The sequence below is a fragment of the Herbaspirillum sp. C9C3 genome, assembly GCF_013359625.1.
Lineage (GTDB): Bacteria > Pseudomonadota > Gammaproteobacteria > Burkholderiales > Burkholderiaceae_D > Herbaspirillum.
Genome location: NZ_JABFMQ010000011.1, coordinates 1 through 21,827 on the forward strand (window position 1 = coordinate 1; position 21,827 = coordinate 21,827).

The window sequence follows — 21,827 nt, forward strand, 5'->3', positions numbered from 1 at the left end:
GTTGTTGCAGCTCCTTGCCGTGGCACCACCACGGCGCGTCGCTGCGCCTAGGCAGACAACGCTTGGCGACCTCTCGCACTCGCAGATTTAATGTGAACAGGCCCTAGTGTAGGCACTAGGACGCACCGCAAATATTAAATTTTCTGAGGTTGCTTATGCCTATTTGTTATGTGTATTGTTGCAGTGCAAATAGGGGTTTTTACGAGGTAAAAGGCACTGGAAAGATGCGATACTGCACCTCATTGAGGCATATTTTCCGAGTGATGATAGCGAGTTGGTTATATGAGAAATAGCGTGAATTTGCGCCAGATCGAAGCCTTCTATTCGGTCATGCGCACGGGCACCGTGGTCGGTGCCGCGCAGATGATGAGCGTGACCCAGCCGGCGGTCAGCCGTGCCATTGCCCATCTGGAGATCCGTATCGGTTACGACCTGTTCGAGCGGCGCGGCCGCAAGCTGGTCGCCACCCCCGAGGCGCAAGCCTTGTATGCCGAGCTTGAACCGATCTACGGCAACCTGGATCGCATCGCCCAGGTGGCCCACGATATCGGTCACCAGCGTGCCGGCGCATTGCGCATTGCGACATTGCCGGCGCTCTCGCAAAGCCTGGTGCCGCGCACGGTGGCGCGCTTCGCAGCGGCGCGTCCGCAGGTGTCGGTGTTCGTGCAGACCTTGCCGTCGCGCCAGATTGCCGAGATGGTCGCGACCAAGCAGTTCGATATTGGAATTGTCGAGCTGCCCTTGTCGCAGCCTTCGATTTCGATCGAACCGCTGGAGCCGCTGGAGCGCGCGCTGGTGCTGCCAGCCGGGCACCGGCTGGCGCGCCGCAAGAGGGTGTCGCTCAAGGAGCTGGATGGGGAGCGCATGATTCTGTTGTCGCAGCACAGCTACATGCGCTACCAGATCGATGATGCGCTCTCCAAGCTGCGGGTATCGGTGCAGGTGGCCATGGAAACGCCCAATTCGCTGGTGGCCTGTGCGCTGGTGGCCGAAGGGGCGGGGATCACGCTGGTCTCGCGCATCACGGCCGAGCCGTTCATCAGTGCCGGTGTGGTGATCCGGCCGGTGGTGGAGGAACTCGATACGCGCTGCGCCATCATCTTTCCTTATCCCGGGAAGCGGCTGGCACTGGCTGAAACCTTTGCTGCCGATTTGCGCGATGAACTGAGGCGTTGCCAGTCGGCCTGAGGCTGCCTGGCCGTCGGGGGGAACCGGTCAGGAGCGCGCAGGCCCCCGGCATCGGCGCATCATTCTCGCCTGGCCCTGTTGGTCTTGCCCAAGCGCACCGGTTTGCGCGCCAACAGTTTCAACAGGGCCTGGTTTTCCGCTTGCATGGTCTGCGACAGTTCCACGGCCAGGAATTCGATGAAGGCGCGCACTGCCGGTACCAGCCCGCGCCGCGACGGAAACACTGCATGCAGCTGATGCGGCGTGCCGCGATACTGCGGCAGCAACACTACCAGCTCGCCGCGTTCGATGGCGCCGTGGCAGACGTTGAAGGGCAGCAGCGCCAGACCGGCACCGCCGATAGCGGTCTGCATGACCAGCTGCATGTCATCCGTCACCATCGCCGAGACGTAATCGATCTCGGCGACCTCACCTTGCGGGCCGTGCAGGCGCCAGCGCTGCGCCTGGCCAGGCATGCCGCCCGGACCGAGCCCGCGCTGCCCCTGCAGTGCTTCCACGCTGTCCAAGGGACCGTGCCGGCGGATGAACGCCGGGCTGGCGGCCAATACCTGCTGGCTGGTGCCGAAGGTGCGCACCACCAGGTTGGAATCCTCCAGCGTACTCCTGACCCGCATGGCCACATCGAAGCCTTCGCCGATGACGTCGACGCGGCGATTGCTCAGTTCCAGTTCCAGCCGCACATCCGGATGGGCGCACAGGAAGCGCGCCAGCAGTGGCGCCAGGAAGATGTGCGCCACGCCCATCGGTGAACTCACGCGCAGCCGGCCTGCCGGTCTGGCACCCGCCTGCTCGCTCACTTCCACGGCCGCGCGCGCAGCGTGAGTCATGGCTTCGCAATGGGTGAAGAAGGCCGCCCCCACGTCGGTGACCCGTACCACGCGGGTGGAACGTTGCAGCAACCGAACGCCCAGCCGCTGCTCCAGTTCGGCTACGCGGCGGCTGATGCGCGACTTGGGGATATCCAGCGCACGGGCTGCGGCCGAGAAGCTGCCGTGTACCACCACGGCCGCAAACAAGGCCAGATCGTTGAGGTCTTCCATGCGCAGTCTGTCAGTGAGGAAAAGCCCGATTATAAAGTCCGGATTGTCCTATGAATGGAACAATCTGATGCGCAGGCGACGACTAGTGGCAGGGCGCCCCGGCCGGTATCTTCCATTGCGTGCCTTCCCTAACCGCTCCCTGAAAGGACCTCGCCATGAAGATTCTCCACCTCGATTCCAGCATCCTGGCCGATGCTTCCGCCTCGCGCGTGCTCAGCGCCGCCGTGGTTGAGCATCTGTGTACCCTGCATCCCGAAGCCCAGGTCAGCGTGCGCGACCTCGCGAGCAGCCCCATTGCCCACCTAGACGGCGCCATTGCGGCGGGCTTCCGCCAGCCCGGTGGCACCGTCACGGACGCGGCCGTGCTGGTCGAGCATGTTCTCTCCGAGACCCTGGTCAGCGAATTCCTCGCCAGCGACGTCATCGTTCTGGGCGTGCCGATGTACAACTTTTCCATTCCCAGCCAGCTCAAGGCCTGGCTGGATCGGTTGGCCCAGCCTGGCCGCACCTTCCGCTATACCGAGCAGGGGCCGCTGGGACTGTCCGGCGACAAGGCGGTAATCGTGACCTCCACGCGTGGTGGAATGTATTCCAGCGGGCCGGCGACGGTGATGGATCATCAAGAGTCTTACCTGAAGGCCTTCTTCGGTTTCCTCGGCATCCAGCGTGTGCGCTTCGTGCGCGCCGAACGGCTGACCAAGGGCGCCGAGCTGCGCAGCCAGTCCATGCGCGCGGCACTCGACGAGATACCGTCCATGGTGGCGGCTCTGCAATCCAACTGACCGGGAGTCCATCATGATCTTTTTCGTCGTATTGACCTATCTCCGTCCGATCGAGGAAGTGAACCAGCACCTCGATACCCACAAGGCCTGGCTGGCCGCCAACCTCAAGCAAGGCCGCGTGATCTTTGCCGGCCCGCTGGCTGCTGGTGGCGGTGGCCTGGTGCTGGCGGCCTGTGCCGATGAAGAGGAACTGCACGCGATGATGGCGCAGGATTGCTTCGTTACCCACGCCGTGGCCAGCTATCAGGCCTACGGTTGCGCGCCCGCCCTGGCCGCAGCTGGTCTCCCGCCGCACTGGGCGCCGCAGGCCAAGTTTGTCGGATGAGGAGGCACCGCTGATGATGTACAACCATGATGGGCATCGGCCCGGCTGGCGTTTGCTGCTGGCGGGCTTGATGGCCCTGCTCTGCTTGATCCCGTTTCTTTCACTGGCACAGACCATGCGCACAGAGACTCCACCTCCCATCGATATCGTGCTGGTCCACGGCGCCTTCGCCGATGGCTCCAGCTGGTCCAGGGTAATCGCCCTGTTGCAGCAGAAGGGCTATCGCGTCACCGCGGTACAGAATCCCCTGAGCAGCCTGGCCGCCGATGTTGAGGCTACCACCCGCGTGATCGCACGCCAGCCGCATCCGGTGCTGCTGGTCGGCCATTCGTGGGGTGGGGCGGTGATTTCTGTGGCAGGCAACCAGGACAAGGTGAAGGGACTGGTCTATCTGTCTGCGCTGGCGCCGGATTCCGGCGAGAGCGTGGCGCAAGCCTTGCAGCGCTTGCAGCTGCCCATGCAGGGCCTGCAAGCGGACGCACAGGGCCTGATCTGGCTGGATGATCCGGAGGTGTTTGCGCAGGTGATGGCCAATGACCTGCCTGCCGATGAGGTGCTTGCGCTGGTGGCCGTGCAGCAGCCCATCGCCGCTGCGGCCTTTGGCGTGGCCATTGGCCATGCAGCCTGGCACGACAAGCCCAGCTGGTATCTGGTCACGCAAGGCGATCACGCCTTGCCAACCGCCGTGCAGCAACAGTTCGCCGCGGCCATGAAGGCGCGCACCGAGACCATCGTATCCAGTCATCTGTCGCTGGTGTCACATCCGCAGCAGGTGGCCGATCTGATCGATCGTGCCGCGCGCAGCCTGCATTGAATGAATGCTGATCGCTCCCGATCAGGGCACCCGCTCCTCCACCGGCCTGGCCGTCTTGCGAATCTTGGCCACATCAGCCGCGCTGACCGTTGCACCACGATTGCCCCAGGCAGTCTGGATGTAGGAAGTCACTTCGGCGACCTGCCGGTCGTTGAGCAATTGCGCATACGGTGCCATCACCAGCCCGGCCGTGGCCGAGTCGGTGGAAGGCTGGCGTCCCCCTTGCAGGATGATGCGGATGGCCGAGGTCGCATCCTGGGTTTGCAGCGCCGGGTTGCCCGCCAGGGCCGGGAAGGCCTTGCCGTAGCCGGTGCCATTGCTGCGATGGCAGGCGGCGCAGCGGTCCAGATAGAGGGCCGCCCCCGGCGTTTGCGGACGTCCTTCGTAGGCAGCGGTGGCCGTCACTTCGTCATAGCGGTAAGGCTCGGCCCCATTGCGCGGTGCCAGGCTCAACAGGTAGCGCGACATGGCGTTGAGATCAGCTTCGGTCATGTACTGCATGGAATGCTCGATGACATCGTTCATGGCGCCGAAGGAGGCCGTGTATTGGTTGCGACCGGTGCGCAGGAATTCGACCAGATCGGCCTGACTCCAGCCGGCAATGCCGCCACCATGTTCGTTGCGCAAGGACGGTACGCTCCAGCCATCGACTACCTGGCCGCCGGAGAGATACAGACGGCTGCTGTCATCCCGCAGCGATTTCTCCTGCAGGGTGGTCGAGCGCGGCGTGTGGCAGCTGCCGCAGTGACCCAGTCCTTCGACCAGATAGGCCCCGCGCGCCAGCTGCGCATCGGTACCTGCCGGTGCCGCATAGGGCGCCGGGGTAGGCGCGAACAGCTTGCGCCAGATCGCCAGCGGCCAGCGCATCGACAAGGGCCAGGGGATGTCATTGGCGCGATTGGCCTGTGCCGAGGGCGGCACGGCCTTGGTGAAATACGCATACAGCGCCTGCATGTCCTCGTCGGTCAGGCGCGAGTAGGAGGGATAGGGCATGGCCGGATAGACCGTATAGCCGGCCTTGGTGACGCCGGTACGCATGAGGCGCGCGAAGTCCTCATAGCTCCAGTCACCGATGCCGTGTTCCCTGTCGGGCGTGATGTTGGTGGAGTAGATCGCACCGATCGGCGAGGCCAGTGCCAGTCCCCCGGCGAAGGGCGTACCGCCCCTGCTGGTGTGGCAGGCCACGCAATCGCCGGCCCGCGCCAGGTAGGCACCGCGCAGCAGTTGCCGGTCATCGGCACCGGCGCCGCCTTGCTTGGCGATACGTGCCGCCAGTGCCGCATCGGCTGGCGGGATGCTCATGGGACGTTGCGCCGGGATTTCCCGGTTGAGCAGGCGCGCGCCCACGGGTGGTTTGGGCGGGGCCGGTACCGTCAGCGAATCATCGGCATGCGCCAGGTTGCAGGCGGCAGTGGCCGCCAGCGCGGCGGCACCCAGGGCCAGGGTGGCGATCAGGATCATTCGTCTCATCATCGCTCCCGTCTTCACGCGCTGACCAGCGGGCGCGGATCCTTCAGGTACTGCTCACGGATGGCGCGCGCCGACCAGTAAGCCAGCGCTACGGCCGCACCAGTCGGGTTGTAGCCGATACCCTGGGCAAACACGCCCGATCCGACCGCGAAGACGTTGTGCACATCCCAGCTCTGCAGATAGCGGTTCACCACGCTGGTGGACGGGTCCGTGCCCATGGCCACGCCACCGGCCCAGTGCGTGGTCTGGTAGGTACGCAAGTCCGGCGCTGCACCGAAGTCCTTGACGGTCACCTTGATCTCGCGCGCCTTCAGCTCATGCGCGATCTTGACGGCCTGGTCGGTGACATAGCGGCTCATGCGGATGTCGTTGTCCTTCCAGTCGAAGGTAAAGCGCAGCAGCGGCTGGCCGAAGGCATCCTTGTAATTGGGATCGAGATCCACATACACGTCGCGATAGACCATGTTGGCACCATGCACGTCGAAGGACATGGTGTTGAGATAGCTGGCCTTGACTGCACGCTTCCAGTCGCGTCCCCACTTGGGCGTGCCACTGGGCAGGGGGATGCCCGAGATCGGCTTGGCCCCGGCCGGATTGCACCAGATCGGCGAACCACCGACGAAGCCCAGCGGGCCGTGGTCCATATGATCGCCATTGAAGTCATCCACGGCCACGCCATTGCCACCGGCACCGATGAAGCCGTTGATGTTCTTGCCCGGATCGAAGAAGGCATTGATGGAGGACATCATCTGGAAGGCGATATTGCGTCCGACCGCTCCGGTGTTGCTGACCGGGTCGTAGGGCTTGCCGATGCCCGAGAGCAGGAACAGCCGCGCATTGTTGTAGGCAAAGGTACTGGCGATGACGATGTTGGCGGGCTGGAAGACGGTATCGCCATTGACATCCACGTAGGTGACACCAGTGGCTTTCTTGCGCGTGCTGTCCAGTTCGATGCGCAGCACGTTGCAGCTGCTGCGCAATTCGAACAGCGCGCTCTTGCGCAGGGCCGGCATGATGTTGACGTTGGGCGAGGCCTTGGAATAGTTGTAGCAGGCATAGCCGGAGCAATAGCCGCAGAAGGTACAGGGGCCCATCTGGCAACCGTACTGGTTCACGTAAGGGGCCGAGGCATTGGCCGAAGGCAGCGTGAAGGGATGAAAGCCCGCCTGCTGCGCGGCCTTGCGAAACAGCGCCGCCTGGTATTGCTCCTTCTGCGCCGGCAACGGAAAGTTGTCCGAGCGGTTGGCCTCGAAGGGATTGCCGCTGTCGTCGACCACCTTGCCCTGCACCCGGTAGGCAGTGCCGGACGTGCCCATCATTTTCTCGGCGAAATCGAAATACGGTTCCAGTTCTTCGTAGGTCACGCCCCAGTCCTGCAGGGTCATGTCCTTGGGGATGAAACCCTTGCCGTAACGTTCCTCGTAATGGCTGCGCATGCGCAGCTCCTCCGGCAGCACGCGCCAGTGGCAGCCCGACCAGTGCAGCCCGGCCCCGCCCACGCCTTCGCCGGGCTTGAACATGGCGATCTGGCGATAGGGGATGGCGCTGTCGCCGCTCTTGCGGCGGAAGGTGAACGAGGATTTGTTCAGATTCTGGAATAACTTGAAACGCTGCTGGTATTCCAGTTCATCGATGGTCTTGGGATAGGCGCCGTCGGGATAGGTGTCGCGATAGACGCCACGTTCCAGCGCCACCACGCTTTGTCCGGCCTCGGTCATTTCCTTGGCCATGATGGCGCCGGTCCAGCCGAAGCCGACGATGACGACGTCGACTGCTTTCATGTTCTTGTTGGCCATGTGCTTGGGCTTTCGGGGTCAGACGATGCGAAGAGGGGCGGCCATCAGCCGCGCGAGATCGGGGGCAGGGGATAGGTGCGACCGTACTGGTCGACCCAGTCGTAGTAGTCGGCGCGGGCACCGGGGAAGCCGATCATCTTCCACGCGCCCATGCCCTTGTTGCCGCCGTCGGCCGGATCGCAGAAATAGCCTTCGTGGACGTTTTGCAGCAACAGGTTGAACAGCGCGGCGGGCGGGATGGTGGCCATCTTCAGGCTGCCCTGCCGGCCCTTCTCCAGCTCGCCCATCATTTTTTCGCGTTGCTGGGCATTGAGCTCCACATAGCCGTGCCTGTATTGCTCACGGATGGCCGCATCGAATTCGGCCAGGCCTTTCTTGTACAGTTCGCGCGGCGGATAGGGCAGCTGGTAGCCGAATTCGGGTGGTGCGTCCGGGGTGAAGGGTCCCTGCATGTACCACAGCTGGCCCTGGCCGTAGGGGGTGTTCATCTGCGCATCGATGAAGGCCGGGACCCCGGCTTCCAAGGCACCGGGACCACTCTCGTCGGCGGGAATGAGGGTATCGGCCAGCGCGCTGAGCAGCGCGAATTCCTCCTGGTTGAAGAAGACCGGTTTGTACGGAGAGTCGGCCGCTTGCCCCTGGGCGCTGACGGCCAGGCTGCCGGTCGTCACGGCCAGTGCGGCAGCAGGTGCGGCGGTGAGAGCGCCACGCAGGAAACGGCGGCGATCGGGAGAGATGCTTATTTTTTTCATGGCGCGTTTCCTTGAGGGAAATCCGGAGCGTGAGCAATGCCTTGCCTTGCTCACGGCCCAGCCATGATGCGCGCGATGATGCCGCAGGGGGATCAGCCATCCTGCGGTTTTGGTGTGGGAAATGTCTGACGCATACGCTGCAGGGCTAGGGCCTGTGATGCGTCAGCGCGACTTCAGAAGCCCCAGCTCAACATGCCGACCAGCTGGTTGCCCTGCTTGATGTCAAAGCGGTTGTAGCCACCGAGGATGGCCTGCAGCGACCAGGTGATGGGCGAATTGGGGAAGGGGGCCGACAGGCCCAGCGTCAGGTGACGCAGGCCGCCGCTGCTGGGGCCGTTGCCGGCGTAGCAGCCATTGACGACGAAGGCCTGACCGGCGCCGCAGGCGGTGCCGGTGGCGGTGTCGCGGGTGCCGAGGTACTTGCCTTCACGCTTGTAGGTGTAGGCGCCCAGCGTACTGGTGAAGGTGATGTCGTAGGGCAGGGGCCTGGTGTAGACCAGGGTCCAGTAGGTGTCGCCCTTGTTGCCCCAGATGACATCGTTGAGCAGCGTCTGCGCATTCAAGGACAGCGCGCCCCAGGTCAGGCCGGCCTTGGTTTCCAGTGCATTGGCGTGGCTGCCGTTGGCGTAGTAGTAGCCGGTCATGCCCAGGGTGTAGCCGAGGTCGCCGCTGATGTTGCCGGCGTAGGCGAAGTAGAGATCGTTTTCCACCGAGCGCGGTTTCTGGAACTCGGTGATGCTGCGATCACTGTAGGACTTGCCCAGTTGCTTGTACGAATAGTTGATGGTGGAAGCCCAGTAACCGAAGCTCCAGCCGCTGCTGTGCACGAAATCGATGCCCCATTGCAGCGCTGCCTGGTCCGATTCGGGCGCATCCGCACCGGCATTGCCCAGCGCCTGGCCGTTGCCATAGGTGGTGGTAGCACCGCGCAGCACGTAGCGCGAGGCCAGGTCGATATGCTTGGTGATGGTCCAGGGACCGGCCGGTTCGGTGGTGGCAGCCGCAGCGGCATCGTCGGCCAGCGCCGGTGCGCAGACCAGCAGGGAGGCAAGGGCAGCGGTGCAGGTGCCCAGCGCATAGCGGGCGTGCAGGCGCGACAGGGAAGCGGTGGTGGTAGTCAAGGTTCTCTCCGTTGGGTTGAACTGTATCGTTGTGGAAGCAAGGGACGAGCAGGCCCTGGCGGGTCCGTTGCCGGACCCGCGCAAGTCGTTGGTGATGCCGGTACTGTTGGAACTACAGGTGCATGCGCGCGAAAAACTTAGAGTTTTCCGTCAGCCGCCATCTTCATGTAGGTCGGATCGAAACGCAGCTTGACGTTCTTCTTGTCGCCGATGATCACGTTGCCGTCGAAGGCGATGCCGATGCCATCGGCACTCTTGACGTTGGGGCCAAGGATGCCGTGATCAAAGCTGAACTTGGCGATGCGCCCCATGATGGCCGGCAGTTCCTTCTTGGTCGCGAACTCCAGCGCCGCCTTGGGCTGGTAGAACATGGCCGTGGCCGCCAGTTGCGACCGGAAGCCTGCCAGGTCGGTGCCGGAAGCCTTGCCCATGGCGGTCAGCGCACGGGTGGCGCGCTCGTCCTTGGCGGTCATGATGGACATCATCTCGTACCAGGCACCGGTGAGCGCCTTGCCGAAGGCCGGGTTCTCCTGCAGGGTCTTGGTGTTGACCACCATCAGGTCCATGATTTCGCCGGGCAGCTGCCTGGAGGTGTAGACCAGCGAAACATCGGGCGATGCCGCCAGCGAGGACAGCATCGGGTTCCAGGTCACCGTGCTGGTCACGGCCGGGGTGGCGAAGGCGGCGGTGATGTCGGCATCGCTGGTGTTGACCACCTTGACGTCACGTTCGCGCAGGCCCACCGATTCCAGCGCGCGCGCCAGCAGGTAGTGCGAGACCGAGAATTCCACCAGTTGCACCGACTGGCCCTTGATGTCGGCCAGCTTCTTGTTCTTTCCCTTCAACACGATGCCATCGTTGCCGTTGGAATAGTCGCCCACGATCAGGGCCGTGGAGTCCACGCCACCGGCTGCGGGAATGGTGAGCGCATCCATGTTGGTCATGGTGCAGCCGTCGAACTTGCCGGCGGTGTACTGGTTGATCGACTCCACGTAGTCGTTCAACTGCACGGCGCTGATGGTGATGCCGTACTTCTTGCCCCACTTGGCCAGGATGCCTTGTGCCTGGGCTTCGCCCCAGGGCATCCAGCCAGCGTAGATGGAGGTGCAGACCTTGAAATCGGTGCGGGGTGCGGCGTGGGCGGATGAGAGCGCGCCTGCGAAGGCGGCCAGGGCGATGGCAGCGCCACCAAGGATTCGGGAAATGTTGTACACGGCGTAGGGTCCTCGAAGGGTTTATTGGAAAAAAGCCCGGGAGCGGCGCGCTCTTGCGATCGCGTCATCTCCCGGGCTTTTCTCCCGCCGTGTAACCCCTTGCGAGGTCGACTGCTCTCGGACCAGACATCCGCACCAGCGAACCGGAACCCTAGCTGTCCATTGCAAATTGTGCTGACTCAAGACCGGACTCGCCGGCTCCCGCTCGCTTTTCAGCAAGGTTCATGCCAATCCCGTGAGATTGCGTCGAGGCTGCATGAGGCTGTTTTTCGCTATTAATAGCGGCCGCTGAAAAGCCAGCTGCGACGCGCCAGACATGATCGATGCTGGCGCATTCTCCACGCGCCAAATCGGTGCCGATGTGCACCATGCTTGCGCTCTGACTGTTTGCGAAGAAACCCGCGATGGGCTGCAATCCTTTGCAGGAGCGGCTTTGCGACAGCTGTCTCTGTGCGGAAGGGGCTGGTCTGGATCTTGCATGCAAGATTGTCGTTCTCGCAGTGGGCGAGCCAAGACGACTTGGATCGAAGCAGACCAGGCGCATAGCGCAGACGTTGGCCTCGATAACCATCCTGGACGGCCAGGCCATGTTCGCAGGAGTAGACCATGCCCATGACCCGATCAAGTGACACCCCCGTTTTTTCCATCGCCTTTTCTGATGACGCCGCACAGGCACTGCCGCTGTGTGGTCGCATGCGCAGCTCGCTCGTCCTCATCGAAGCGCTCACGCATGCCGTGCGCTGGCTGCGACGGGCGCGCTAATGGTATGGAATTTGCTGAAATCAACGTACATGCAGAGCAGCCCGCATCGATGAGCTGATCATCCAACGGCTGTAGAAGATGTTCCAATAGCTGGCTAGGGTTCCGGTCTGCCGCAGGCAGATGACTGGTCCGAGAGCCGGCGACCTCGGTCGAGGTTACACGGCGGGACAAAAGCCCGGGAGAGAGTTGCACCACAGGTGCCGCGCTGCTCCTGCTTTTGTTCAACCCCGACCGGAGTTTCTCGTGATCGCTGTCCGTCTTCCCAGGTCCCACCCCGCAGCTGCCGTACTGCTTGCGTCCCAGTCGCAGGGAGGCGCGCCATGCGTTTCCTGAACCGCCACCCCGGTCGCTCCGGGCAGTGGCTGCTCACGCTTCTGCCCTTCCTCATCCTGGTGCTGTTGTATGCCTTCGGCTCGGCTACCCGTCTGGCCGACAATCCCAACGACAAGCTCCTGCCCAGTCTCACGCAGATGGTCGATGCGGTTCGTCACATGGCCTTCATGGAAGATCCGCGCACCGGCGACTACCTGTTCTGGAGCGATACCCTGGCCAGCCTGCAGCGGGTGCTGCTGGGCCTGGGCATCGCCGCCGCGGTCGGGCTGGTGCTGGGCATTGCCAATGGCCTCTTCCCTGTTCTGCGTGCCGGCTTCTCACCGCTGCTGACGGTGATGTCGATGGTGCCGCCGCTGGCGATCCTGCCGATTCTCTTCATCGTCATGGGGCTGGATGAATTGTCCAAGGTGATGCTCATCGTCATCGGTGTCACCCCTCTGCTGGCGCGCGATCTGGAACACACGGGGCGCGCCCTCCCGGCCGAACTGCTGATCAAGGCGCAGACGCTGGGCGCCAACAGCTGGACGCTGGTGCTGCGGGTAGCCCTGCCGCAGATGCTGGCGCGCCTGCTGGTGTCGCTGCGCTTGTCGCTGGGGGCAGCGTGGCTGTTCCTCATTTCCGCAGAAGCGATTTCGGCCACGGCCGGTCTCGGCTATCGCATCTTCCTCGTGCGCCGTTACCTGGCCATGGACATCATCCTGCCCTACGTAGTCTGGATCACGCTGTTGGCGTGGATGATGGACTGGCTGCTGCGCGCCATCCATCGTCGCTTCTTTCCCTGGGCTGAAGGAGGCCGCGCATGAGCTATATCGAGATTGGCAACGTGTGGCAGCAATACGGCCAGCACGTGGTGCTGGAGCGCCTGAACCTGCGCGTGGACGAAGGCCAGTTCTGCACCCTGGTCGGCGCTTCCGGCTGTGGCAAGTCGACCTTCCTGCGCCTGCTGCTGGGGCAGGAACGACCGAGCAAGGGGCAGCTCCTGCTGCAGGGCCAGCCTTTCCCGGCCGAGCCCGATGCCACGCGTGGCGTGGTGTTCCAACGTTATTCCGTGTTCCCGCACCTGAACGTGCTGGACAACGTGACCATCGGTCTCGAGCTGCCGCAATCCCCGCTCCTGGGACGGCTGTTCGGTGGCGCCAAACGGCGCGCACGCGAGGAGGCGGCGCAGCTGCTGCACCGCGTGGGGCTGGGACATGCGCTGAATCTGTATCCCGGCAGTCTCTCGGGCGGTATGCAGCAGCGGCTGGCCATCGCCCAGGCGCTCATCGTGCGCCCGCGCGTGCTGTTGCTGGATGAACCTTTCGGTGCGCTCGATCCGGGCATCCGCAAGGAGATGCACATCCTGCTGCTGGATCTGTGGAAGGACAGCGGCCTGACCGTCTTCATGGTGACCCACGATCTCTCCGAAGGGTTCACCCTGGGCACCCGCTTGCTGGTCTTCGACAAGGTGCGCGTCGATCCGCAATACCCGCAGGCCTATGGCGCCCACATCACTTACGACATTGCCCTCAACGAGGCGCGTGCCCGCGAACAGGCCGGCAAGCTGGCCTCCCTCCTCACTGCAAAGGAAAGCTGACATGAGCAAGGATCCCCTGGTCCTGCAGGCCAGACTCTATGAAGAACTGCTGCCCGGCGGCGGCCATACCTCCTTCATCCTCAAGCGCGGCCAGTCGCTGCGCATCACCGACATCGAAGGCGGCGCCAACGTCAGCATGATGATGTTGAATGCCCGGCAACCCAGCGAGCGGCTGAACCTGCCCGATACCCTGAAGGGCCAGCACACCGCGCGCCTGCAGGCCGGCCATTGCCTGTACTCCGACATGGGCCGCGTACTGGCCGCCATCACCGAAGACACCTGTGGCTGGCATGACAGCTTCGGCGGCGTCCTCAATGCCGAGGAAGTGCGCGAGAAATACGGCCAGGGCCGCTATCAGGAATTGCGCAACGGTTTCCATCGCAACGGTGTGGACAACCTGCTGGTGGAAATGGGCAAGTGGAACCTCGACCTGCAGGACCTGCTGATGGTGGTGAACCTGTTCTCGCGCGTGAACGTGGATGCCGAAGGGGTGTTCCACTTCGTGCCCGGCAATTCCAGGGCCGGTGACTACATCGAGCTGGCCGCACCGATGGACACGCTCATCATCCTGACCGCCCTGCAGCATCCCATGGACCCGCATCCACAGTACGCGCCGCTGCCGGTCCGGCTGGAATGGCTGCATACGCACAGCGATGACACCACGCACGCCTGCCGCCATTCGCGCCCCGAGAATGAGCGCGCCTTCCACAACACCGAACGCTTCCATCTCTGAAGAGGGAGAATCTCATGCACATCATCGAAAGCCAGCGCACCCCCGAACAAGCCGTGTTCCGTCATGTGATTCCGGCGGGCGAACCGTATCTCTTCAACCTCAGTGCCGGACAGACCGTGCGCCTGCTGGACCTGGAAGGCAACCAGGCCATCGATACGCTGTTCTACAGCGCCGCCAATCCGCGTGAACGTTACGATCCGCAGCGCACGCTGCGTCGCCAGAACCGGGCCTACCTGGGTGCGGGCAGCGTGCTGTATTCCAACCTGGGGCGCGCCCTGGCCACCATCGTGGCCGACACCTGCGGTCGTCATGACACGCTGGGTGGCGCGTGCGCGCAGGAGAGCAATACCGTGCGCTATGCACTGGAGAAACGCTACATGCACAGCTGCCGCGACAATTTTCTGTGCGCCTGCCTGCATGATGGACGGCTCAACAAGCGCGACATCGGTGCCAACATCAATTTCTTCATGAACGTGCCGGTCACCCCGGAAGGCGGTCTCACCTTCGAGGATGGTATTTCCGCTGCCGGCAAGTACGTGGAGCTGCGCGCCGAGCAGGACCTGATCGTGCTTATTTCCAACTGTCCACAGCTGAACAATCCCTGCAACGGCTGGAACCCGACCGCCGCCGAAGTACTGGTGTGGGACTGATCCCGAGACCTTGAACGTACGCAGCCCTGCACCCCTCGCGGACGACCGCGAGCCGGTTTTTCGAATCACGGGACGACCCGGATTTCCAGGCCCATTCCATGTTTGACCATCTGCTCATCGCCAATCGTGGCGCCATTGCCTGCCGCATCCTGCGCACCCTGCGCACGCTGGACGTGACCGGCGTGTGTGTCTATTCCGAAGCCGACCTCGGCAGCCTGCACGTCCTGCAGGCCGACCGCGCCATCTCTTTGGGAGAAGGTGCGGCGGCCCAGACCTATCTGGCTGTGGACAAGATATTGGCCGCCGCCCGCGACAGTGGCGCGCAGGCCATCCATCCCGGTTATGGTTTTCTCTCCGAGAATGCCGCCTTTGCCGAAGCCTGCGAAGCCGCCGGCATCGCCTTCGTCGGCCCCACCCCGGCGCAGCTGCGCATCTTCGGACTCAAGCACACCGCGCGCGCACTGGCGCGTGAGCAGGGCGTGCCGATGCTGGAAGGCACCGACCTGCTGGAGAGCCTCGACGATGCGCTCTCGGCTGCGTCGCGCGTGGGTTATCCGGTGATGCTCAAAAGCACGGCGGGCGGTGGCGGCATCGGCATGCGCGTCTGCCGCAGCGATGCGGAATTGACGGACGCCTTTGATTCGGTGCGTCGACTGGGCCAGAACAATTTCAGCGACGCCGGCGTCTTCATCGAGAAATACATCGAACGTGCCCGCCATCTGGAAGTGCAGGTCTTCGGTGACGGGCAGGGCGAGGTGATCGCCCTGGGCGTACGGGACTGCTCGGTGCAACGACGCAACCAGAAAGTGCTGGAAGAAACGCCCGCGCCCCATCTTCCCGAGGGCATGGCCGAGGCCCTGTGCGCGGCAGCCATCCAGCTGGCGCGCGCGGTGAACTATCGCAGTGCCGGTACGGTGGAGTTCGTCTATGACAGTCTGGCCGGGCAGTTCTACTTCCTCGAAGTCAACACGCGCCTGCAGGTGGAACACGGCGTGACCGAACAGGTCTGGGGCGTGGATCTGGTGCGCTGGATGATCGAACTGGCAGCCGGCGACCTGCCACCGCTGTCGCAACTGGCGTCCCGTTTGCAGCCGCGTGGCCATGCGATCCAGGCGCGTCTGTATGCGGAAGATCCGGGGCGCCAGTTCCAGCCCTGCCCGGGCTTGCTGACCGCCGTCGATTTCCCGCCTGCCGATGGGCAGACCTTGCGCATCGATACCTGGGTCGAGGCCGGTTGTGAGATCCCGCCGTATTTCGATCCCATGATCGCCAAGCTGATCGGCTGGCAGCCCACCCGTGAAGCTGCCCGTGTGGCGCTGGATGCGGCGCTGCGCGAGACCCTGCTGTATGGCGTGGAAACCAATCAGCATTACCTGCGCCAGATCCTGGCTGATGCCCCCTTTGCCGACGGCCAGCCATGGACGCGTTGTCTGGAACAACTGGTCTATCACGCCGATACGGTGGAGGTCCTGTCACCCGGTACCCAGACCACGGTGCAGGATCATCCTGGCCGCATCGGTTATTGGGCCGTCGGCGTGCCGCCCTCAGGGCCCATGGATGAGCGCGCCCTGCGGCTGGGCAATCGCCTGCTGGGCAATGCCGAGGATGCGGCGGGACTGGAAGTGACCATGATGGGGCCGGTACTGCGTTTCAATACCGCCGCCAGGGTGGTGGTCACCGGTGCCGTGATCCCGGTCTTGCTCGATGGCGTAGCCCAGCCCATGGCCACCGTGTTGCACATCGCCGCCGGCAGCACCCTGAAGCTTGGCACCATCAGCGGCGCCGGTGCGCGCAGCTATCTGGCCGTGCGCGGTGGCGTGCAGGTGCCGGCCTATCTGGGCAGCCGCAGCACCTTCACGCTGGGCCAGTTTGGTGGTCATGCGGGTCGTGCGCTGGCCAGTGGCGACATCCTGCATCTGCTGCCATTGTCCGAGGGTGACATGCCCGCGGTCGGCCAGGTCTTGCCGGCCAACCTGTATCCCGCCCTCGATGCGGTACGTCAGGTCCGCGTGATCTATGGTCCGCATGGCGCGCCGGAATATTTCACGCCGACCTACATGGCGACCTTCTTCGCCACCGACTGGGAAGTCCATTTCAATTCCAGCCGCACCGGCGTGCGCCTGATCGGTCCCAAGCCGGAATGGGTGCGCGACAGCGGTGGCGAAGCCGGCCTGCATCCCTCCAACATTCATGACAATCCCTATGCCGTCGGTGCCGTCGATTTCACGGGCGACATGCCGGTCATCCTCGGACCGGATGGCCCCAGCCTGGGCGGCTTCGTCTGCCCGGTCACGGTGATCGAGGCCGATCTCTGGCAGATTGGCCAGCTCAAGGCCGGTGACAAGCTGCGCTTCGTTCCGGTGGAGGTGAGCACTGCACGCCGCATCGCCCTGGCCGCACAAGCCGGTATCACCAGCCTGCAGCCGCAGCCGGTGGACTGGTCGCCGGCACCGCTGGCCTCGCCCGTCGTGCTTGACCTGGGACAGGATGAACACCGTCTGGTGGCGCGTCTGTCGGGCGATGCCAATCTGCTGCTGGAAGTGGGCAGCCCGCAACTGGACCTGGTGCTGCGCTTCCGCGTGCATGCCCTGATCGCGGCCTTGGAAGAACAGCATCTTCCCGGCGTGATCGACCTCACGCCCGGTATTCGCTCGCTGCAGGTGCACTACCAGCCGGAAGCCTTGCCCTTGCCGACCTTGCTGGAGACCATCGCCGGATTGTGGGATGCCGTCTGCGCCCGCCAGAACCTGACGGTATCCTCGCGTATCGTGCACCTGCCTTTGTCCTGGGACGACCCGGCCTGTCAGCTCGCCATCGAGAAATACATGACCACCGTGCGCAAGGATGCACCGTGGTGCCCCAGCAATCTTGAATTCATCCGCCGCATCAACGACCTCAAGGATATCGGCGCGGTGCGCCAGACCGTGTTCGATGCCAGCTATCTGGTCATGGGACTGGGCGATGTCTATCTGGGCGCGCCGGTGGCTACGCCGCTGGACCCGCGTCATCGCCTGGTCACGACCAAGTACAACCCGGCGCGCACCTGGACTGCCGAGAACTCGGTAGGTATCGGCGGTGCCTATATGTGCATCTATGGCATGGAAGGACCGGGCGGTTACCAGTTCGTGGGCCGCACCCTGCAGATGTGGAACCGCTATCGCGAAGTCGCGGCCTTCCGGGGCAAGCCCTGGCTGCTGCGCTTCTTCGACCAGATCCGTTTCTATCCGGTCACGGCCGAAGAATTGCAGACCATCCGCCGCGACTTCCCGCTGGGCCGCTTCGAGGTCGGCATCGAGGAGACGCGACTGGATCTGGCGCACTACCAGGATTTTCTGCAACGCGAAGCCGAGGGTATCGCTGCCTTCCGCCAGCATCAGCAAGCAGCCTTCGATGCCGAGCGCCAGCGCTGGATCGCCAACGGCCAGGCCGACTACGAGAGCGAGGAAGGCAGTGCCCTCATGCAGGAAGACCAACCCCTGCAGGCGGGACAACTGGCCGTGGATGCGCCCATTGCCGGCAACCTGTGGCAGGTCAAGGTCAGTCCCGGCCAGCGGGTGGCGCAAGGCGAACTGCTGATGATTCTGGAATCGATGAAGATGGAAATCAACATCGCCGCCCCCGAAGCCGGCATCGTCGCCGAAGTACGGGTGCAGCCGGGCAGTCCGGTACGTGCGGGACAGTGCGTGCTGGTCATGGAAGAGATTGAACAGGAGGCCGCATGATCCATCCTTTCGACTTGCGCATCGATGCGCTCACGACGGCCTATCGCGATGGCAGCCTGTCCCCGCGCACCGTGATCGGCCGCCTGCGTGAGCGTGCCATCGCACTCAATGCGCAATACCGGCTCTACCTCCACCTGTTGAGCGAGGAAGAGACCGAGCCCTACCTGCAGGCGCTGGAACGGCAATCCCCGCACAGCCTCCCGCTGTATGGTGTGCCCTTCTCGATCAAGGACAACATCGACCTGGCGGGTATTGCCACCACGGCGGCCTGTCCGGCCTTCAGCTACGTACCGCGCGAGAGTGCCACCCTGGTAGCGCAACTGATCGCGCTCGGTGCGGTGCCGATGGGCAAATGCAATCTGGATCAGTTCGCCACCGGTCTCAACGGCACCCGCTCGCCCTATGGCGCCTGCCGCAACAGCGTGCATCCGGATTATCCTTCCGGCGGTTCGTCCTCCGGTTCATCGCTGGCGGTGGCATTGGGTTTGAGCAGCTTTGCATTGGGCACTGACACGGCCGGCAGTGGCCGCGTCCCTGCCGCCCTGAACAATCTGGTCGGACTGAAGGCGACCAAGGGACTGCTCTCCACCGCCGGGGTAGTGCCCGCCTGCCGTACGCTGGATTGCGTGACCTTCTTCACCGCCACGGCAGCCGAAGCCAGTCAGCTGCTGGCGCTTTGCACGCAATCAGGACAGCCCGACGAGCGCGACGAATACAGCAGGGCCAACCTGCCGCACAATGATGCAGCGGCCTTCCAGGCGCCACGCGAGGGCTTGCGCGTGGGAGTACCGCGCCAGCTGGAATTCCTCGGCTGCAGCGAGAGTCCGGTCCTGTTCGTGGAAGCGCTGGGACAACTGGAGGCCATCGGCGGCGTACCCGTGTCCATCGATTTCAGCCCCTTTCTGGAGGCAGCGCGCCTGCTCTACGAGGGCCCGTGGGTGGCCGAGCGCTACAGCACCATCGAAGCGCTGTTGCAGGAACGGCCTGAGGAGATCCTCCCGGTGATTCGCGACGTGCTGCGCAAGGCACCGCAGTACAGCGCCGTCGATACCTTCCGCGCACAATATCGCCTGCAGCAACTGAAGGTGCAATGCGACCGCATCCTCAGCACTGTCGATTGCGTGGTCACGCCTGCCTATCCGCGTCCGGTGACCCTGGAGGAATTGCACGAGCAGCCGGTGCAGCGCAATTCGGATCTGGGCTGGTACACCAATTTCATGAACATGCTGGACTACGCGGCCGTCGCCACCCCGATGAACTTCATGAAGAACGGCCTGCCCTGGGGCATCACGGTATTCGGCCCGGCCTTCACCGACCAGGCACTGCTGGGCGTGGCCGATGCCTTGCAGCGCGCACATGGAAGGCCACTGGTCGGACAGCGGCAGATCGAAAACCGCCTGCTGGCGGCGTGAGTGACCGGGGAGGGCGGACGCCTGGTCAGGCGTCCGGCAGGATTTCGGTCAGCGAGAGAATGGCCTGCGCCACTTCGGCGATGCGCCGGTTCTGGTTCATGGCGTGTTTGCGCAGCAGGCGATAGGCGGCTTCTTCGTTGAGGCCCTGCTTCATCATCAGCACACCCTTGGCCCGCTCGATGAGCTTGCGTTCTTCCAGGCTCTCGCGCACGGTGGCCAGTTCCTGGGTCAGGTTCTGCAGGCGCTCGGACTGGGTGCGCAGGATGTCGACGATGGAGTGGGTCAGGTGCGGCCCCACCCCGGTACGCAGCGATTGGTCCGGCAGCGCCTGGTCTTCCAGGCTGGAGGGGAAGGCGACCAGCGGGGCCAATGGATCGAGTGCATCATCCTGGCTGAAGAGCTGGCCCTGGTGGTCCAGTTCCTTCTGCAATTCGGCGATCTTGTCCCTGCATTGCGACTGCAGGTAGTTGGCCAGATGGATCTCGACCCGGTGCAGGCCATCCATGCGGGTGGAGCAGCACTGGTACCAGGCATCGGCCAGTTCGGGATCAAGCGGACGGCCATGCGCGGTGAGCAGCTTGCGACGCAGCCTTTCCAGATCGGCCAGCGGCAGGGTGGCCTGCATGGCGCTCCACTCGTTGCGGAAACCTTCGGCGAAGGATTCGAAACGACGCAGGGCCTGTTCCTGCATCTCGATCTGGGTTTCGATGGTCTGTTCCTGTTCGCGCGTGATCTTGCCCATGGCAAACGCGGCAGCACCGGCGGCCCGTTCGCGTCCGGCAAATTCCTTGCCCTGCATCAGGTTGAACAGCGCCACCAGCAGACGCGATATCTCGGGGTCCACGGCCACATCGGCCGCTTCAAACACCAGCGCCAGCAGGGCGCCCACCACCGTCTTGAAACGCTCGTAGCTGGCGCTCGGGGTACAGGTGAGGGCCACCACATCGGCGCGCAGCTTGGGCAGCCCGTCCAGTGCATGCAGGGCGAAGGCGATGCGGGTGTAGAGACGCGCGCCATTGGAGAGAGCGTTGTCGTGCTCGGTGGATTCCAGCCAGGTATCGAATTCACACCGTGCCGCCTGGCTCGCCGCTACGCGCTCCTGGCACTCTTGCGCATCCCGCTCGCCGCGCGAGCCGAGATAGATGTTGGAGACCCCGCGTTCCTGCTGCAGGCAATGAATCAGCTTGCCCACGGTGAGTACCAGCTGGCAGGTGCGAGCCAGGCGTTGCAGTTCCTCCACTTCGCAGCGGCGGGCGGTGATCAGGTAGTTCAGGACTTGGCTCATGGACGGCAGGACGAAGAATCAGGGAGACCCTCAGCGCCAGCAAGTTTCATGCAATGGCGCTGCATCCCCGGATTGTAATGGAATCGACTTGCCCGGCATCCGCTCCTTAGCGGGCGATATACCATTCGTAGCGATGATTCCACGCCACGAACAGGTTCATCGTGATGGCGCCGATGAGCGAATAGAACACGCGATCCATCGGCAGGAACAGGGCCGCCGTCGCAAACAGCGCCAGGTCAAAGCCCATCAGAAGCCAGCCGGCCTTGAAGCCGGTGCGTTCCTGCACGTAGGTGGCCAGGATGCTCATGCCGCCGCAGCTGGCCTGGTGGCGGAACAGCCCGATCAGGCCGATGCCCACGCACAGTCCGGCCAGCACTGCCCCGACGGCGGGATCGAGGTGGCTGTAGCTGATGTAGTTGCCGGCTACGTTGGTCAGTACCGAGACTGCCGTGACGGCGGCCAGGGTGCGCCAGGTGAAGGCGGCGCCCATGCGCAGGGCGGCCAGCAGGTAGAAGGGCAGGTTGATGAGGGTAAAGGCCATGCCGAAGCTGATGCCGGTGGCATAGGTCACCAGGAAGGCCACACCGGCGATCTGACCGATGATCAGGCCCAGGCTGTGCAGCATGGACATGCCGAAGGCGATCATCACCACACCGAAGAGCTGGCCTTGCAGGTTGTCGATCCAGCTGTGGCGCACGGCAGGTAGGGCCGCGGTACTGGCACGTGCGGCGGGCGCAGCGGCAATGGGCGAGGAGGGCGAGGAATCCGCAGTGGAAGTCGTCATGGCAATACCAATCATCAATCGTGGATAACGAACGCGTCACGTCGCTGGCCAGGTCGGCGGGTAAGCCG

19 protein-coding genes and 2 riboswitches are annotated in these 21,827 nt (G+C 63.8%); of the genes, 11 read left to right on the forward strand and 8 right to left on the reverse strand.

Annotated features, from left to right (window positions below; genetic code table 11):
- Positions 1-294: 294 nt before the first annotated feature.
- Complete coding sequence (locus HNO82_RS12175; protein WP_008333205.1) at positions 295-1,188, forward strand: LysR family transcriptional regulator; 894 nt, start codon at positions 295-297, stop codon at positions 1,186-1,188.
- Between the two features lie 59 nt (positions 1,189-1,247).
- Here the strand turns inward: HNO82_RS12175 and HNO82_RS12180 are convergent, their stop codons facing one another.
- Complete coding sequence (locus tag HNO82_RS12180; protein ID WP_175343904.1) at positions 1,248-2,228, reverse strand: LysR substrate-binding domain-containing protein; 981 nt, start codon at positions 2,226-2,228, stop codon at positions 1,248-1,250.
- A gap of 155 nt (positions 2,229-2,383) precedes the next feature.
- Between HNO82_RS12180 and HNO82_RS12185 the strand changes: the two genes are divergently transcribed.
- From HNO82_RS12185 to HNO82_RS12195, 3 genes are read left to right on the forward strand one after another with little or no spacing between them, the layout of a single operon-like run.
- The gene (locus tag HNO82_RS12185) at positions 2,384-3,010 is read left to right on the forward strand and encodes an FMN-dependent NADH-azoreductase (RefSeq protein ID WP_175343905.1); all 627 of its coding nucleotides are present in this window, start codon (positions 2,384-2,386) and stop codon (positions 3,008-3,010) included.
- Between the two features lie 13 nt (positions 3,011-3,023).
- Positions 3,024-3,335, forward strand: coding sequence for a YciI family protein (locus HNO82_RS12190; protein ID WP_175343906.1), 312 nt, complete (start codon positions 3,024-3,026; stop codon positions 3,333-3,335).
- A gap of 13 nt (positions 3,336-3,348) precedes the next feature.
- Entirely contained in the window at positions 3,349-4,149 is an 801-nt protein-coding gene (locus HNO82_RS12195; protein ID WP_217509900.1) for an alpha/beta fold hydrolase, read from the forward strand.
- 21 nt (positions 4,150-4,170) lie between these two features.
- Here HNO82_RS12195 and HNO82_RS12200 read toward each other — a convergent pair whose 3' ends face one another.
- The 5 genes from HNO82_RS12200 to HNO82_RS12220 all read right to left on the reverse strand — a co-directional run bounded on the left by HNO82_RS12200 (position 4,171) and on the right by HNO82_RS12220 (position 10,502).
- Positions 4,171-5,622, reverse strand: coding sequence for a cytochrome c (locus HNO82_RS12200; RefSeq protein ID WP_175343907.1), 1,452 nt, complete (start codon positions 5,620-5,622; stop codon positions 4,171-4,173).
- 11 nt (positions 5,623-5,633) lie between these two features.
- Positions 5,634-7,415, reverse strand: a complete 1,782-nt coding sequence (locus HNO82_RS12205) for a GMC family oxidoreductase (protein ID WP_175343908.1) — start codon at positions 7,413-7,415, stop codon at positions 5,634-5,636.
- Positions 7,416-7,459: 44 nt separating this feature from the next.
- Positions 7,460-8,167 (reverse strand): gluconate 2-dehydrogenase subunit 3 family protein, encoded by a 708-nt coding sequence (locus tag HNO82_RS12210; protein ID WP_008333202.1) that lies wholly within the window; start codon positions 8,165-8,167, stop codon positions 7,460-7,462.
- A 173-nt stretch (positions 8,168-8,340) separates the two neighbouring features.
- Positions 8,341-9,288, reverse strand: a complete 948-nt coding sequence (locus tag HNO82_RS12215; protein WP_175343909.1) for a TorF family putative porin — start codon at positions 9,286-9,288, stop codon at positions 8,341-8,343.
- Between the two features lie 137 nt (positions 9,289-9,425).
- Entirely contained in the window at positions 9,426-10,502 is a 1,077-nt protein-coding gene (locus HNO82_RS12220) for a putative urea ABC transporter substrate-binding protein (protein ID WP_175343910.1), read from the reverse strand.
- A 66-nt stretch (positions 10,503-10,568) separates the two neighbouring features.
- A riboswitch (guanidine-I (ykkC/yxkD leader) is annotated at positions 10,569-10,668 on the reverse strand.
- A 440-nt stretch (positions 10,669-11,108) separates the two neighbouring features.
- Between HNO82_RS12220 and HNO82_RS12230 the strand changes: the two genes are divergently transcribed.
- The 7 genes from HNO82_RS12230 (at position 11,109) to atzF (ending at position 19,690) form a co-directional block, all read left to right on the forward strand.
- Positions 11,109-11,264: a hypothetical protein gene (locus tag HNO82_RS12230; protein WP_175343912.1), complete on the forward strand. Its 156-nt coding sequence runs from the start codon at positions 11,109-11,111 to the stop codon at positions 11,262-11,264.
- 83 nt (positions 11,265-11,347) lie between these two features.
- A riboswitch (guanidine-I (ykkC/yxkD leader) is annotated at positions 11,348-11,448 on the forward strand.
- 136 nt (positions 11,449-11,584) lie between these two features.
- Positions 11,585-12,400, forward strand: a complete 816-nt coding sequence (locus HNO82_RS12235) for an ABC transporter permease (protein ID WP_175343913.1) — start codon at positions 11,585-11,587, stop codon at positions 12,398-12,400.
- Positions 12,397-13,173 (forward strand): ABC transporter ATP-binding protein, encoded by a 777-nt coding sequence (locus HNO82_RS12240; RefSeq protein ID WP_175343914.1) that lies wholly within the window; start codon positions 12,397-12,399, stop codon positions 13,171-13,173. The genes HNO82_RS12235 and HNO82_RS12240 overlap by 4 nt, the downstream gene beginning before the upstream one ends.
- Position 13,174: 1 nt before the next feature.
- Positions 13,175-13,906, forward strand: a complete 732-nt coding sequence (locus HNO82_RS12245; protein WP_175343915.1) for an urea amidolyase associated protein UAAP1 — start codon at positions 13,175-13,177, stop codon at positions 13,904-13,906.
- Positions 13,907-13,920: 14 nt separating this feature from the next.
- The gene (locus HNO82_RS12250) at positions 13,921-14,556 is read left to right on the forward strand and encodes an urea amidolyase associated protein UAAP2 (protein WP_008333183.1); all 636 of its coding nucleotides are present in this window, start codon (positions 13,921-13,923) and stop codon (positions 14,554-14,556) included.
- A 98-nt stretch (positions 14,557-14,654) separates the two neighbouring features.
- A complete protein-coding gene (uca, locus tag HNO82_RS12255) occupies positions 14,655-18,278 on the forward strand; it encodes an urea carboxylase (protein ID WP_175343916.1) in 3,624 nt (1,207 codons plus the stop codon).
- The gene (atzF, locus tag HNO82_RS12260; protein ID WP_175343917.1) at positions 18,275-19,690 is read left to right on the forward strand and encodes an allophanate hydrolase; all 1,416 of its coding nucleotides are present in this window, start codon (positions 18,275-18,277) and stop codon (positions 19,688-19,690) included. Before uca ends, atzF begins: the two co-directional genes overlap by 4 nt.
- 25 nt (positions 19,691-19,715) lie before the next feature.
- Here the strand turns inward: atzF and HNO82_RS12265 are convergent, their stop codons facing one another.
- Together HNO82_RS12265 and HNO82_RS12270 are read right to left on the reverse strand one after the other, a co-directional pair.
- Positions 19,716-20,975 (reverse strand): nitrate regulatory protein, encoded by a 1,260-nt coding sequence (locus tag HNO82_RS12265; RefSeq protein WP_175343918.1) that lies wholly within the window; start codon positions 20,973-20,975, stop codon positions 19,716-19,718.
- Positions 20,976-21,081: 106 nt separating this feature from the next.
- Positions 21,082-21,759, reverse strand: a complete 678-nt coding sequence (locus tag HNO82_RS12270) for a YitT family protein (protein ID WP_237713604.1) — start codon at positions 21,757-21,759, stop codon at positions 21,082-21,084.
- Positions 21,760-21,827 lie beyond the last annotated feature (68 nt).